Annotated in this window: 12 protein-coding genes and 2 pseudogenes; 6 read left to right on the forward strand and 8 right to left on the reverse strand. The window is 42.6% G+C overall.

Annotated features, from left to right (window positions below):
* The first annotated feature begins 38 nt into the window (after positions 1-38).
* Together pfkC and BMX02_RS01270 are read left to right on the forward strand one after the other, a co-directional pair.
* Complete coding sequence (gene pfkC / locus BMX02_RS01265) at positions 39-1,499, forward strand: ADP-specific phosphofructokinase (RefSeq protein ID WP_091688355.1); 1,461 nt, start codon at positions 39-41, stop codon at positions 1,497-1,499.
* Between the two features lie 9 nt (positions 1,500-1,508).
* A complete protein-coding gene (locus BMX02_RS01270) occupies positions 1,509-2,855 on the forward strand; it encodes an ADP-dependent glucokinase/phosphofructokinase (RefSeq protein WP_091688357.1) in 1,347 nt (448 codons plus the stop codon).
* Positions 2,856-3,028: 173 nt separating this feature from the next.
* Here BMX02_RS01270 and BMX02_RS01275 read toward each other — a convergent pair.
* The 8 genes and pseudogenes from BMX02_RS01275 to BMX02_RS01305 form a co-directional block, all read right to left on the reverse strand.
* Positions 3,029-3,496 (reverse strand): annotated as a pseudogene (locus tag BMX02_RS01275) (transposase); the annotation flags it as partial.
* A pseudogene (locus tag BMX02_RS01280) lies at positions 3,481-3,676 on the reverse strand (ISL3 family transposase); the annotation flags it as partial. The pseudogenes BMX02_RS01280 and BMX02_RS01275, both read right to left, overlap by 16 nt.
* Positions 3,677-4,065: 389 nt before the next feature.
* Positions 4,066-4,290 (reverse strand): hypothetical protein, encoded by a 225-nt coding sequence (locus BMX02_RS01285; protein ID WP_091688359.1) that lies wholly within the window; start codon positions 4,288-4,290, stop codon positions 4,066-4,068.
* 59 nt (positions 4,291-4,349) lie between these two features.
* On the reverse strand, positions 4,350-6,125 hold the full coding sequence (locus BMX02_RS01290; protein ID WP_135644026.1) for an outer membrane protein assembly factor BamB family protein: 1,776 nt from the start codon (positions 6,123-6,125) through the stop codon (positions 4,350-4,352).
* Between the two features lie 156 nt (positions 6,126-6,281).
* Positions 6,282-6,425 (reverse strand): hypothetical protein, encoded by a 144-nt coding sequence (locus BMX02_RS11740; protein ID WP_167879298.1) that lies wholly within the window; start codon positions 6,423-6,425, stop codon positions 6,282-6,284.
* Positions 6,422-7,225, reverse strand: coding sequence for a heme ABC transporter ATP-binding protein (locus tag BMX02_RS01295; protein WP_091688363.1), 804 nt, complete (start codon positions 7,223-7,225; stop codon positions 6,422-6,424). The genes BMX02_RS11740 and BMX02_RS01295 overlap by 4 nt, the downstream gene beginning before the upstream one ends.
* Positions 7,218-8,381 carry a FecCD family ABC transporter permease gene (locus tag BMX02_RS01300; protein ID WP_091688365.1) on the reverse strand — a complete coding sequence of 388 codons (1,164 nt, stop codon included), beginning with the start codon at positions 8,379-8,381 and terminating at the stop codon, positions 7,218-7,220. Before BMX02_RS01300 ends, BMX02_RS01295 begins: the two co-directional genes overlap by 8 nt.
* 28 nt (positions 8,382-8,409) lie before the next feature.
* A complete protein-coding gene (locus BMX02_RS01305) occupies positions 8,410-9,510 on the reverse strand; it encodes an ABC transporter substrate-binding protein (RefSeq protein WP_167879299.1) in 1,101 nt (366 codons plus the stop codon).
* A 461-nt stretch (positions 9,511-9,971) separates the two neighbouring features.
* On the opposite strand from BMX02_RS01305, the gene BMX02_RS01310 reads away from it, so the two are divergent.
* The 4 genes from BMX02_RS01310 (at position 9,972) to BMX02_RS01325 (ending at position 14,709) form a co-directional block, all read left to right on the forward strand.
* The gene (locus BMX02_RS01310) at positions 9,972-10,595 is read left to right on the forward strand and encodes a type IV pilin domain-containing protein (protein WP_091688369.1); all 624 of its coding nucleotides are present in this window, start codon (positions 9,972-9,974) and stop codon (positions 10,593-10,595) included.
* Between the two features lies 1 nt (position 10,596).
* Positions 10,597-11,106: a type IV pilin domain-containing protein gene (locus tag BMX02_RS01315; RefSeq protein WP_091688371.1), complete on the forward strand. Its 510-nt coding sequence runs from the start codon at positions 10,597-10,599 to the stop codon at positions 11,104-11,106.
* 75 nt (positions 11,107-11,181) lie between these two features.
* On the forward strand, positions 11,182-12,885 hold the full coding sequence (locus BMX02_RS01320) for a type II/IV secretion system ATPase subunit (RefSeq protein ID WP_091688373.1): 1,704 nt from the start codon (positions 11,182-11,184) through the stop codon (positions 12,883-12,885).
* Between the two features lie 15 nt (positions 12,886-12,900).
* Positions 12,901-14,709, forward strand: a complete 1,809-nt coding sequence (locus BMX02_RS01325; protein ID WP_091688375.1) for a type II secretion system F family protein — start codon at positions 12,901-12,903, stop codon at positions 14,707-14,709.
* Positions 14,710-14,719: the final 10 nt, after the last annotated feature.

Consider the following 14,719-nt stretch of genomic DNA (forward strand, 5'->3'; position numbering starts at 1 on the left):
AATGGCCGATCTGGCAGTTTGAATTTGAAGGTGATCTTATGGAAATAAGGGAGTGGGATTCTATTTATCATAAGTCCTATGAGGACATTCGTTCGTCTATTGGAAATGTCAGGGGGATATTTGTTGCATATAACAGCAATATCGATGCCATCAAGCACATAGGCGCGGAGGATATTGAGCATCTGCTGATGAATGTGGATATCTCAGAGGTTCGGGAGAAGGTTTTCGAGTATCCGCGCCAGATCGATTCTCCTTCTGACCTTGTTGCAAGACTTATCATCGCTATGCGTGATGGAAAGGCCGCCGAGGTGCCGACGAATACAACCGATATCCATGACTGGCTTACTGACCATCTGGTGTTTGATTCTGCAAGAATGGGCGGCCAGGCTGGCATCATCTCCAACCTTCTGGCATCCATGGGAATAGAGAAAGTAATTACCTATGTCCCATGGCTTTCTGAGGAGCAGGCAGAATACTTTGTTGATTCCGAGAACCTGCTGTTCCCTGTGGTAGAGGATGGGGAGCTTGTGCTGAAGCATCCTAAACAGGCATTTGATCCTGATAACAGACCAAAGGTCAACTGGATACTGGAATTCTCAAAGGGAATGGAGGTGAAGTTCGCTGGAGAGCATTTTGTCATTCCAAGGGATAATCGTCTGATCATCTCTTCCCGGCCAAAGTGGATCCGTATCGAGATGGATCCTGAGCTTTACGAGAGGATTCCCCAGTTGCAGGCTGACATTGACGGTGCCATACTGGCAGGCTACCAGATGATAAAAGAGGAGTATGAGGATGGCTCTACCTATATGGACTATGTCGAGAAGGCCGTAAATGTCATCGAAGAGCTCAAGGAAGGCAATCCTGACATACGTATACACGTGGAATTCACTTCAATACAGAACAAGGTCATCAGGAAGGCCATACTCAAACATATAGTCCGGCAGCATGTCCATTCCCTTGGCCTTGACACCGTTGAGGTTGCAAATGCCCTGAACGTTCTTGGTTATGAGGAACTGGCCTATTCTGTCATCAATAAGGGCGAGAATGCTATCATTTCACTTTATGAGGGCGCTGTGAAGCTTTTGAAGGAGCTTGAACTTGAAAGGGTGCACATCCATTCCCTTGGATTTTACATCTGCCTTGTGTCGAAGAACTGCCCCGTATCTGTTGAGGACCACCGCAAAGCCCTGCTTTTTGGATCAACAGTTGCAGCTGCAAAGGCATCTCACGGTGAGATAGTTTCCCTTGAAAGTACAGAGTCAGGTCTTGATGTTCCAATCTCCGATGAAGGTCACAAGGAACTTGAAAAGCTCGAAAAGCATCTTGTGAGGAGTGGAATATGTGGCATGGAAGATTTCGAGAATGGTTGTATATGCACACCGCAGTATGATGCTCTTATCATCCCTACAAAGGTCGTAAGTGAACCCGTTGCCACTGTTGGTATCGGGGATGCGATATCAGCTACTGCGTTTGTGGCATTTCTTTCAAAGCTTAAGTGAGGTTTTCCCATGAAGGTCCTTTGTGGATATAATGTGAATCTCGATGCTGTGTATACGATAACCGGGGAGGAGATCTCATATCTCCTGAAGAGGGTTGATAAGGAGGAACTGCTTGAGAAGATACACGATGCTCCGGGTGAGATAAGGTCACTCGTTGATCTTGTGGCAGGATTGGTCCTGCATATGCAGAAAGGCACAGGTGCGGAATGGTTCATCTATTCTGGTGATGTTTTTCATTTCCTGAAAAGACGATATTATGAAAAAAGTGAGATACGCCTTGGGGGGAATATGGGAATAATGGCAAACGTCATGTCTCACATGGGTGCAGATCAGGTCGTCATGAATGCGGTTGGTGATATAGAAACTATAAAACTATTGATGTCAGGTGGGAACATTGTTTTTTCGGGAGAGTCCGTTCCACAGGATGCTTCAACCTCCAAAGACGCTAATGAGATAATCCATTTCGTTTTTGATTTTAGCAGTGGGACCAGTTTCGATCTTTTCGGTACAGAGGTAATAGTGGCCAGGGAGAATCGTTTCATTGCCACTTATGATGATATCAATACGGAACTTACGATCACTCCTGAATTCGAAGAATACAGTCTTGAGCATGTAACTGAGATGGATGGAGCGATCATTTCCGGTTTCAATCAGTTGCAGAAATGCTATCCTGATGGTTCCGGATATACTGAGCGTTTTGAAAAGGCACATTCACAATTAAAGGAATGGAAAGAACGATACCCTGATCTGCCGATCCATGTTGAGTTGGGGCATTTCATGAGCATGGATATGGGTGTTTCCATTTTCACCGGACTTTCCGGTACTGTGGATAGTATCGGAATGAACGAGGATGAACTGGCAATGCTTACTGAATTGCATGGTGTTCCCTCGGACATGATACAAAAAATGGATGCCTGCTCTATTATGGATGCCTGTGTTAGATGTGCCTCATCCACCGGCCTTAAGAAGATCATCCTGCATACCCGTGATTTCATGATGAGCATTTTCAGGAAAGGAACTTCCAGCCCGATTCGTGAGATGCAGAGCATGCAGTTCGGCGTGATGTGTGCGGCAGCTTTTGCAGCATCAGGAAAACTGCCTGAGCGATCACAACTTGAAGATTCAGTGAGAGGTCTTGCCAGAAGTGAAGAAGGGATGAAGCAGACCACCAAGTTGCAGGATCTTATCGCTGGTGAAGAGTTAGAGAGCGGTGTATGCGGGGAGTACAGGGATCTTTCGGTGTGTATCCTGCCGACCATCATCTGTGAAAAGCCGGTGTCCACTGTGGGGCTTGGGGACACTGTGTCTTCAGCTACTTTTTTGAGGTGGCTGGAGTTGTATAACGTTTGTCAGTAACCTGGAGTTATTACTCTGTAGAGATTTGCGATTAACTGCTGATTTTTTCAAAGCAAATTTTTTGACTAATTTTTTGAGCATTTTTCTTTATTTCCAGTAATTTCCTAGTATCTGTTTATGTATTTTTCAACTTTTTTGAATAGCTACCGCTATTCATCCTTAAGATTTTCTTCTTATTGCCTCAATTGATAGAGATTATAACTGAATGCTGTAATTGCCATTTTGACATTTGCTCTTGCCAACGTTGTTACTCTTACAAATCCTGACGTAAACACATTTTTGATAATAGCATAAGGTCTTTCTCCCTTTGCTCTTTTACTGCTGATCCTTCTGTTTCTCACCTTATCCCGAATACCAATAGGATGCCCCCGTACTCCCCTTTGCATAGTTGTATCATATCCTTTTGAAATTGCACCAAAGTAACCTCTATCTCTGTAAACAACCTCTCCTTCTTTAGAAAGCTCCACCTGACTATCATGAACTGAGGCAGTAGTTGTCTTAAATCTCCTTATCAGATCATCATCAGTATCTTCAATGGTATGTAGCTTATATCCAAAATGTGATTTAGATGCCTTTTTTGTCCATGTACCATCTTTACATCTTCTGGTCTTTGCATCATTTCCACGAGGTGTCTCCATATTTTTTCTTTTGTGTCATGGAGTTCGCTTAATTTGTTACAAACTGGACAAAGGGAATTTAGAACCTTTTATGAAATCAAGATAAATGTCCATTCTTTTTTTAGATGTATCAAGATTGATACCTTTTACAAACCAAGGAGATGACAGACCTAATGCAATTTGAATGAGTTCTTTATCTTCCATATCAATTGAATTGGAGAAAACAAATATTAAGTTACCCACTCAATGTTGAGGTAATCCTTTTTTTGGGATCTCTTCAACATCGAGTGGGTAACTAAATTTATTTACATCTACCTTTCAAGCGTCATGGAATTCAAAGAACTAATGCAAATCACAATCGAATGAGCAAAAACACCACATCACAATTAAAGGATTGTGCAGGGAGATGATTTAGAATTGCGAATATTTACTTGCAGGACGTTAAAATTACCCACTCGATGTTAAAGAGAACCTTCTTTTGTTACTTTTATTAGCAATTTTTAGCCGTTTTACTTTTAAGTAGTTGATACTGCATGGAAGATTTTTTAGTATATTGTAAGCAGAGATCGCTTCACCTCTGCGCAGAAGGAGGTCTATAATAGATATTTGCAATACCAGGCGTCAACATCATTGCAGTCGATCTCAATTATTTTCTCAAAGGCATTTAGTGCATGCTTGAACTCTGAAATATTTTCAAGTTTCACACCAATCTCAAACCACAGATCCTTGTCAATTGAATTTTCTTTTAATGCTTCTTTGTAGAGATCGATTCTCTCTTTTCTTTCAACATTACAAAGTTCATCTTGGTGTTCAACCATGTTTTCAGCTGCCTTGCAGTTTTTAGGATGTTTGCGTTTCTACTTCTACTTCTTTTCTTTTAGGATTTCTTCTTTTGTTCTTCAAAGTCCTTTTTAGCATTTTCCAGATACAATTGAGAGTCTTCGAAAAGACCTTCTTTAAGATCATGCAAAGCGCTATCCAGAAGGTGACTTATTTTCTGATACTGTGACGGGTCCTTGCCTGTTATTTTGACCTGAAGGGTCACAATATCTGTTAATAGATTATTTTCTTTCTCAACAAGTTCATCAGCTATTTTAAGCAATTTTTCAGCGTTGTCGTGATTTGCAGAGCTGATTTTGATTTGTGCTTCATTGAGTATTGTTTCGGAGGTACCGCCTTCCAACAATTTATGGTTCTGAAGGCTTTCCAGTTGTTTTTGGTAGTTGTTGCTCAAAGGAACTTCATCTTTTGAGCCTTCCAATTTAACTGGCAGCGACCCTCTAACGGGTTGGTGTGCAATTCTGATTTCCCGTTCGTTAGTTTCTTTTTTAGCATTGCTATCTGTTTTTTCATCCGTTTTTTTCTTTTTCGGGAAAACTTTCTTTTTCTTTATTGTGGATACAGTTATTGCAGCCAGTAAGACAAACATGATTCCACTTATAATGTATATCTTAGGCATTTTTTCATTAGTATCTGCATCCGCATAGTCTTCTGGGGGTTTCTGGATATGGTATTTGGATGTGTTGGACTTAAAAGCATATAGCTCGCTATTTTCTGATAATAGGTATACGATATTATCCGTGATTGCCAATGAAGCTTTTATACCTTCTTCAATCTCGATCTTATCTTCCAGCTTTCCATCTTCAGCATTAAAAATGTAAAGATTTCCATCCATTGAAGCGATGAAGAGGTAATTGCCGGCTAAAGCAGGAGATGAGATTATCTCATCATCGGTTCTATATTTCCACTTCAGTCTGGATGTGTCTTTTTCCAGAGCATATACATAGCCATCGTTTGACCCTATGTAGATCGAATCATTGCTTATTGCAGGTGAAGATCGGATTTCGCCCCCCGTCTCATATTTCCACTTAAGGTCTCCGGTTCTTATGTCCAGTGCGTAGATATTTTTATCAAATGAACCGATGTATGCTGCTCGTTGGTCAATAGCAGGGGATGAGGTTATTTTTCCTAATGTCGTATATTTCCAGATCAGCTCTCCATTGCTCATGTTCAGTGCATATATGAATCCTTCTGAAGAAGCTGCATAGACGCCATCCTCTGAAACTGCCGGGGATGAATATATCATTCCATTGGTTTCGTATTCCCACGTTAAAATTCCATCATCTTTTCCAAGAGCATAAATACCGGTTCCTGTACCTATGTAGATCGTATTGTTGTATATTGTTGGTGATGAGTATGTTACTCTTCCAGCAAAACATTTCCATTTCAGTTTTCCCGAGTTTTGGTAGGCGTATAATCTGTCATCATATGAACTTATGAATATTGAGCTGTCAGTTACCAAGGGAGTTGATGCAATTGTGGCATATAGTGGATATTTAAATGTTTCATAGTTATATCTCTCCTCTCCTGTTTTAGCATCAAATGTATGGAGATAACTGTCCTTTGAACCTACGTAAACGAGGCCGTTAGATGCTACTGGAGATGAGTACATTGAGCCCTCTACTTCAGTTTTCCAAAAAAGTTCAAGGGGGAGCTCGATATCTTCTTTTGAATGGCTTGTATGATTACTATCATGGCCCCACATGTTCCAGTCATCTGCGTGGGCTGCTGATGGACAGAGAAAAATTATCAGAATTGCTATCAATAGATATGCTATTTTATTTCGGGAAGATTGTCTTTTTTCACTCTTCAACTTTATCAACACCACTATGCTCCGGGTCAGCTCGATCTTATGTTTTGATGGTAATTATTAAGTATTGGAATTAGGAAGTGATCATCTCATCTGGATGATCCTTTCAACTCGATTAGTTCCCTTTTGCAGATGCCGATAATAACTTTGTATTTTATGTCATTCTATCTTTGATTCTGCCATATCTGCTATTTCGATCGTGGTCTGTTCACCTTTCTCTTCCAGACATCCGCTTATACATACAGCAGTAACGAGCAATAATGATATGAACAGGAGTTTTGTTGGATATGATGTGAACATCATATCCCCTCTGAAAAAGCAGGTTCATGATTGCCCAGTGGTTCCAGCAGAGGGATCACATAGAGGGAATTCGTGATGCTATTATTGATCACTTCCACATCGATGTTATAGGTGGTCTTTATGTTGGATGGTGTCAGTACTTCCTTGGGAGTCCCGCTGGATATCATATCTCCATCCCGGATAAGGTAGATCTTGTCACAATAATAAGCTGCAAGGTTCAGGTCATGCATGACCGCTATGACAAGCATTCCTTTTCTGGAAGCATCTTTTACGAGATTCAATATGTCTATCTGATTGGTGATGTCCAGGTGGGAGGTTGGTTCATCCAGAAGCAGTATCTTTGGATCCTGTGCAAGTGCACGGGCAATGATGACTTTTTGCAGTTCTCCACCGCTTAACTGTGTAACGAACCTATCCTTCAGATGAAGTATTCTCGTCTTTTTCATCGCATCCTGCACAATTTCCATGTCCTCATGAGTCTCAGCACCTTTGATGTATGGGGTGCGACCCATCAGGACCACATCTTCTACGGTAAACTCGAAGTTAATGGATATTACCTGCGAGACCATGGCTATGTTCTTTGCGATCTCGATACTGCTCATCGTATCCAGACTTTGGCCATCGATCGTTATGCTTCCTGCAGTTGGTTTTATGAGATTGTTGATCGTTTTTACCAGTGTGGTCTTTCCTGAACCGTTCGGGCCAATGATCCCTACAAATTTTCCTTCTTCTGCATGGAGGTCCACCTGATTGAGTATCTGACGGTTCCCATATTTTACGATTATACCATTTACTTCAAGCATAGAGGCTTTTCCTCCTTTTTCTTAGAAGATATACAAAGAAAGGAGCACCAAAAAGGGCGGTAACTATACCTACCGGAAGGTCCACTCCCTGCAGGGATCCGACCCTTTCGAGTATTACCTGGAACAGCATAATGTCGCTTGATTCTAATACTGCCTGCACCTTGGAGGGGAATGTCCTTGCAAATGTGTCAGAGAGCACCAAAAACGTGGCTCCCATCAATGTCGAGGCAGGCAGAAGACCTCTGTGATCCGGTCCTATTATGTTGCGCATGATGTGGGGGATGATAAGGCCCACAAATCCTACGATCCCACTGACAGATACTGCTGCAGCGGTGATCAATGCAGAGATCACCAGAACCTGCTTTTTAACGCTCTCAACATTCACTCCCAGGGATTGTGCCTGCTCTTCTCCAAGTAGCATTGTGTTCAGGTTCCATGCATGTCTTTGTGACAATCCGATCCCGGCAAGCACTATGATCATGGTGATCTTCACTTTATCCCAGCTTGCATTCCAGAAACCTCCCATCATCCAGTAGATGATCTGGTGAAGGGATTCCGAGAAGAAGAGGAAAAAGGATGTTAGTGCTGACAGGAAGAAACTGATAGCTATGCCTGCAAGAAGAAGTGTGTCGACAGGAACCTTCCCGCCAACCTTTGATATGTTATATACTACAAATATTGTGATGGTGGCAATGATAAATGATATGAGCTGTGTTGGCAGCATCAGTGTAAACCCAATGGCTGCACCAAGGGCTGCACCGGAAGACATTCCTATTATGTAAGGGTCTGCCAGAGGGTTCTTGAGAAGACCCTGCATGGAACAGCCGGCTGTGGCAAGTGCTGCTCCAACAAGTGCTGCAAGAATCACACGTGGAAGGCGGATACCCATTATGATCTTTTCCTGACCGTCGGTCCATGTGTTATCAGGTACGATGCTGCTGAACAATGCTGAACTGTCAAAAGGGATGCCTATCAGGGACAGAGTCCATGATATTGTTCCCCTGACCCATTCAAGCAGACCCATATAGATTATCTTAGCTGTCAGGACCGGTGAAATATTGGTGGTTCCAATTGCGGTATTACTGACCACCACGACCAGCAGGATCACTGCCAGTGCAATAATTACGCTTCTTATGGAACCACTGTATTTAGGCATGTTATCTGTTTCCTGTAGATGTGATGCTTTAGTTTCGTCTGATTCCTATACACCCAAGGATCATCATGCAGGCGGCAAGCAACACTCCGAACCCGGGTGCGTTTGCACTTGAATTATCAGTTTCGCCATTCTGCACGATTTCCTCGTCTTCAGGACCTTCATCTGCTGCATCTGCCTGTGTCTGGCTTGCTTCAGAAAGGCTGGTATAGTCCTTCTGCTCCCAGTCGGCTCCCATGTATATGTGGAGCACTTCCAGCCCCTGAACTACCCTGGGACCGGACCGTTCGATGGTGTTCGGATCTTTTATTGGGTAAACCCTGTCGTTCTTAATAGCAGATACGGTTTCAAAAGCATCGTTGTTCCTTGTGTTGTTCGCTATCTGGTAGGACAGTCCCCCCATTCCTGAACAGATTATTATCTGCGGGTCAGCACTGACGATGTTTTCAAGGTTTATGGTAGGCCAGCCGTCTGCTTCGATTATGTTCTGTCCTCCGGCCATGATGATCAGATCACTTGGGTATGTGTCTGTTCCGGCTGCGTATGTGGGATTATCCCATACTATGTACAGGACCCTTGGTCTTTCTTCATCAGCAATTCCTTTGGTACTGTCAGTGACATCACTGATGGTTTGTTCCATTCCATCTACTACTTCCTGTGCGTTGTCCTCATTGTTCGTGATGGTCCCCACAAGGAGTATGGTTTCCATGATCTCGTCCACTGTATTTGGTTCGATCATTACTGTCTGTATGTTGAGCTCTTCAAGACGGATGATAGTATCTTCCCCGTTGCCTTCAGCGATCAGAACAAGGTCAGGCTCAAGATCAGCAACCGTTTCATAGTTGACCGTGGTGTACCTGCCAACCTTGGTCAGGTTCTCGGCTTCCGGTGGATAGTTGTCATCCCCGGTCCCGCCAACGAGCTTATCACCAGCGCCTACACTGAAAACGATCTCTGTGATGCTTGGCATCAGGGATACGATCCGTTCAGGTTCATTTTCAATCGTCACGCTGGCACCGGAAGAATCCGTGATTGTTATCGGATATTCCACTGCACTGCCTGATGCTGCCTGTACGTTCGATATCAGCAACAAGATAGAGATGAATAGTATAATGGGAGTTATTCTTGACATGTCTCTTTCCTCATAATCATTTATGATGCCATCTAATAAAATATCTGTATAAAAGCTTTGTGCAGTATACTTATGTCTATAATCTTTATGGAGATCTATTGTATGCCGCAACCCATACATATGTCATTTAAAAAAATTATTATTCAATTGGAAACAAATTTACACCTTTTCTTTTTTACATGCAATTTATATACCAAATGCCGATTTTTGAGGTTTATCATGATAATGATGAGGGTGGTTCAACAAGATATTCGTTGTATATACAGTAGATTGTAATCTATTCTACTAATATTAATTATCCAAAAGCCAATATTTATATAGTACTTTGGAATATGCCCATCACTGTTTGGCTAAGAAGCTGAATTCAAATCAAGTATGCTTACTTTTACCCAACACAATTCGATCCATGAGATACACTTGATGTGTTCAGTGGAGAAACGGGTCGACTCAAAGGTGAATACATGAAAATAGAGAATATGTTCAATAATGAAAAAGGAACGTCCCCTGTCATCGGTGTAATGCTGATGGTAGTGGTGACCGTGATCCTTGCAGCAGCTGTAAGTTCTTACAGCAGTGGTATGATTGAAACAACAGAAGCTGCTCCAATGGGAGTTTTCGATGTCACAATTGAAAAGGATGCAGCTCCTGTTAGTGGTATGACACCTGTTTCTTACATGGAAATTAAACATGTTACAGGCGATTCTATGCAGACTAAGGACATAAAAATAATGACCATCGATGCAAATGGAACAGTTACCGAAATCCTTCCAAATGTTATTAATGCGGAGTATTACTATGTTTGGGGTGGTACTGTATATGATAAGACTGCTGGAATTCCTCACTGGAACAACCCGGCATATGGTTACTCTGGCTCTCCAGAAACAAATTTCGGAAATTACACGCTTAGGCCAGGTGTTACAATGAGTGCTGCTACATATGACAACTACGTCGCAGATCCAACTACACCTATGGATGTAATGTTCAGTGACTGGGAAAATGTAGAAGAAGGTGACTTCGTGAACGTCAAGATTGTACACATTCCTAGCCAGAAGGTTATTTTCCAGACTAATGTCGAGGTGATCTGAAATGAACTTTAAGAGGTTATTTTCAAACGAGAAAGGAGTAACACCTGTTATTGGGGTGATGCTGATGATTGTCGTGACTGTAATTCTTGCTGCTGCTGTGAGTTCCTATGCAGGGAGCATTAAGACTCAGGAACTTCCTCCTCAGGCAACATTTGCAGTATCCGCCGACGCTTCTGATAACCTAATCTTCATTGAAGCTCTTGGAGGGGATAATGTGTATCAGGGTAATTTGAAAATAGAAATCGCATCTGGAGTTCCCTTAATGTCGGGATATGCGAACATGTCAAATGTCGATTTCACACCAAATGTTGATTATCTGGGAGCCGGTGGCGTAGCTAAGCTTAGTGTAGAAGACTACAATGATTGGTCAACTGGTGATAAAATTGGTATCAAGTTTACTGGTGATGATATCAAGCAGTCAGTTGCTATCGGTGATTCATTCAGGCTTACCCTGATTGACGCAGACTCAGGTCAGACAATTTTCTCTACGAATGTAGTCGTGGACCCATAATCGGGTCCATCCTTCCTTTTTTTTAAAAACGTCAATAAGTATAAATATCAAAAAACATTACTTCGGAAGATTATCATGGCTGGGTTCAAGGACAGGATGAAGGCAATCTCTTCAGGTTTCAAGAAGAATAAAACGAGTTCTGATGATGGTGGATCATCGGGTAGTCTACGGTCTGTTTCTTCGAGGTTGCCATTTTTTTCAAAAGGTGGGAATGAGAGGCGGGTTTATGATCCTGATGTTGATGGGGATCTAGCGACTTTTCATTTACCTGATAACTGTGAACAGCTGGAAATGTACTGGACGGATGAGCCTTATTCGTTCGTATGTATTATTCGTGACCTGCGGGAACATAACATAAGCTATCATGTGGTCGAGCCGAAATTGACTCAATTTGAGAAGCTTCTGCTCGAGGAGATATATATGATGCTTCAGGATGTCCTGAGCATCAAAGGTGTCTCGGACATCGATAATATGGATGTCCAGGAAAAATACCGTATCATCCGGGAACAGACCTTGGAGTTGCTGGATTACTACACGGAACTGGATGCACAGTCCATAGAAAAGATATTCTACTACGTCAAGCGGAACTATGTGGAATATGATAGGATAAGTGCGATAATGCGTGATCCATATATCGAGGATATATTCTGTAACGGGCCACAGATCCCTGTCTTCGTGCACCACGCAGCATACGGTAACATTGACACTAACGTTGTCTTCGACAATGATGAGGTGCTTGATTCCTTTGTTATGCGTATATCACAGCAAAGTTCCCGTTCCCTCTCCAAATCGACTCCAATACTGGATACTACCATGCGAGATGGTTCACGTATCAATATCACATTCGGTCACGACATCAGTCCTAAAGGAAGCTCATTTTCTATACGACGGCAAAAGAAGGTGCCATTGACTCCTCTGGACCTTATCGCATGGGGAACATTCTCTTCTGAGGTTATGGCGCATTTCTGGCTTTACATGGAGAATGGAAAGAATATTCTCATGTGTGGTGGGACTGCTACTGGGAAGACCTCCGCATTGAATGCTATCTGTATGTTCATACCTTCAAGTACCCGTATTGTTACACTTGAAGACACACGTGAGGTCCAGCTACCTCATGTGAACTGGATCCCCACCGTCACAAGGGAGAGCTTCAACCGTGATGAAGTGGGAAGTATTGAACTTGAAGACCTGCTAAAATCCTCCCTCAGGCAACGTCCTGATTACCTCCTTGTGGGGGAGGTGAGGGGCCGCGAAGCACAGATCCTGTTCCAGGCCATGAATGCCGGGCATGCCACATGCAGCACATTCCACGCTGGAACAGCAACTGAGGTCATCAACAGGTTCACCAATGCTCCAATTGATGTCCCATCTGCCATGTTCTCTGCTCTGGACGTAATTTGCATGCTACATAACTCCTATAATATGGGTGTGGTAAAACGAAAGGTAATTCAGGTCGCAGAGGTCATGGGTCTTGATTCCGACGGTGTTATTCTAAAAGACTGTTTTCTATGGGACTCGAAGATAGATGGCCTTGCCAACCATGGTTCTGCTATCCTTACGGACATTCGTCATAGGCGCGGATGGTCTGAAGATGAATTGCAGGATGAACTTGACAGAAGACGCCTGGCATTGGAAACCCTGATAGATATGGGTGTCCGTGACTACTATGATATTGTCGAATGGATTAATAACTATTACAAAGACCCCATGAAAGTGATGGTCCCACTGACATTGCACAAAATGTCGCAAAAAGGATCTAGCTTAGTGGAAGATGCATGAAAGGGGGTAGAGAGTTTGAAGTTTATCAGGGATTATGCAAGAAAACATCCTGAGAAGTACACTGAACTTCGAAAGAACCTCAAAAGTGCGCGGATGGATATATACTATGATGAGCACGTTGAGAAGGCTTTCCTGAATGCCGTAGGTATCATGGTTCTTACGCCTGTAATAATGTACCTGATACCTTATGTGGGGAAATTACCTGCTTTTTCAGTTCTATCGCTTCTGGATCATGTTCTGTCTTATCCCCTTGTTTATTTGATCGTTCCACTAATAACTGGATATGTTACATATTCTCTTTATATATACTCTCCAAAGTTCAAAGCCTCCTCCCGTAAGACCAATATCGACTTAATGTTACCTCATGTCGCCTCCTTTTGCTATGGTATGAGCAAAGGGGGTAGTACTGTCTATGATATTTTCAAGGAACTATCTGGCAAGGTTCACATATACGGGGAGGTAGCTATCGAGGCCGGATATATTGTAAGGGATGTGGAAATGCTGGGCAGTGATCTGATCACAGCTATGAGGGAAACCTCTCGCACAACACCATCTCCGACATTCAGAGAATTCCTGGTAAACCTGGCACCTATGGCAGAAGGTGGAACTAACATACATGAATTTTTTGCCGTCAAGATGGACCAGTACTTTGATCATGCTAAAAAAACACAGGAACTTTTCATAAAAACACTTGAACTGATATGTGAAGTTTACGTAGTAGCTTTCGTAGCAGTTCCTATCTTCCTGCTTATCACTCTTATCACAATCGGAATGCTGAATGCATCACAATCCCCATTCCTCTATCAGATGCTGTATATTGGTCTGCCTGTCGGGTCTATTGCATTGCTCGTGATAATTGATGCTATTTCTCCCAAAGAAGATCTTGGAATGAAATATCGTACACAGCATGTTCTCAAAAAGAGCTTCTCTATTACAGAGGAAGAAATGCCATATCACGAATTCAAAAAAATGGTAAATGGATACGAAAAGAAAAAACGACTCAAGAGCATTACCAGAATATTGAAAAATCCATTTGCACCTATGGTAGAACAACCGCTTTATGCTTTGATCATAGGTGTGCCATTGATGCTCCTTCCTTTTTACCTGTTGGACGAAGCATTTGATAAACAGGCAATGCTATCAATAGTGCTTGTGCTTTTACCAACTTCAGCGGCGTTTGAATATAAGCTCAGACGCCTCTCAAAGATGGAGAAGTCCATTCCCGATTTCCTTCGTCGTCTTGCTGAGGTCAATGAAATCGGGCTTACTATAAAGGATGCAATAGGCATGATCCTTAGATCCGATATCGGTATCCTTTCTACAGAGGTCAAGCGCATCTGGTTGGATCTTGAATGGGGAACTGAAATGAAAGAAGCCCTCGTAAGATTCGAGAATCGCGTGGGAACTCCTGCTCTAAGACGTGCAGTCACACTTATAGTCAAAGCCAGTGAAGTCAATAATAGTACAAAGGATGTGCTCTTAATAGCTGCTGAAGACGCTGAGAACATGATGTCCATGCGTGCAATGCGGTTTGAGACGAGTTTTATCTACCTGTCAACCGTATATATCGCATTTGGTACTTTTCTCTATGTTTGCTATTCTATTTCCATGGAATTCCTGCCATCGGTTGTCAGCATGGGTGAATCCCTCATGAATGTTGAAGAGGTTGTCTCCACAATGTTCCTGACATGCGGTGTACTGGGCTTCTTTGCAGGTCTTGTTACAGGGCAGATGGCTGAGGGGCGTATAATGTCGGGTCTGAAGCACTCTATTATCTGTTTACTGCTCACCTATGCAACGTTTACATTGTTAATGAATTACTGAGGTAGTATAC

Source organism: Methanococcoides vulcani (assembly GCF_900111645.1).
Lineage (GTDB): Archaea > Halobacteriota > Methanosarcinia > Methanosarcinales > Methanosarcinaceae > Methanococcoides > Methanococcoides vulcani.

Excerpts from the sequence above, each read along its gene's own strand:
- BMX02_RS01285 (WP_091688359.1), bottom strand. The coding sequence starts at position 4,290 with ATGGTTGAACACCAAGATGAACTTTGTAATGTTGAAAGAAAAGAGAGA.
- BMX02_RS01315 (WP_091688371.1), top strand. The coding sequence starts at position 10,597 with ATGAACTTTAAGAGGTTATTTTCAAACGAGAAAGGAGTAACACCTGTT.
- BMX02_RS11740 (WP_167879298.1), bottom strand. The coding sequence starts at position 6,425 with ATGATGTTCACATCATATCCAACAAAACTCCTGTTCATATCATTATTG.
- pfkC (WP_091688355.1), top strand. The coding sequence starts at position 39 with ATGGAAATAAGGGAGTGGGATTCTATTTATCATAAGTCCTATGAGGAC.
- BMX02_RS01270 (WP_091688357.1), top strand. The coding sequence starts at position 1,509 with ATGAAGGTCCTTTGTGGATATAATGTGAATCTCGATGCTGTGTATACG.
- BMX02_RS01305 (WP_167879299.1), bottom strand. The coding sequence starts at position 9,510 with ATGTCAAGAATAACTCCCATTATACTATTCATCTCTATCTTGTTGCTG.
- BMX02_RS01310 (WP_091688369.1), top strand. The coding sequence starts at position 9,972 with ATGAAAATAGAGAATATGTTCAATAATGAAAAAGGAACGTCCCCTGTC.
- BMX02_RS01300 (WP_091688365.1), bottom strand. The coding sequence starts at position 8,381 with ATGCCTAAATACAGTGGTTCCATAAGAAGCGTAATTATTGCACTGGCA.
- BMX02_RS01295 (WP_091688363.1), bottom strand. The coding sequence starts at position 7,225 with ATGCTTGAAGTAAATGGTATAATCGTAAAATATGGGAACCGTCAGATA.
- BMX02_RS01320 (WP_091688373.1), top strand. The coding sequence starts at position 11,182 with ATGGCTGGGTTCAAGGACAGGATGAAGGCAATCTCTTCAGGTTTCAAG.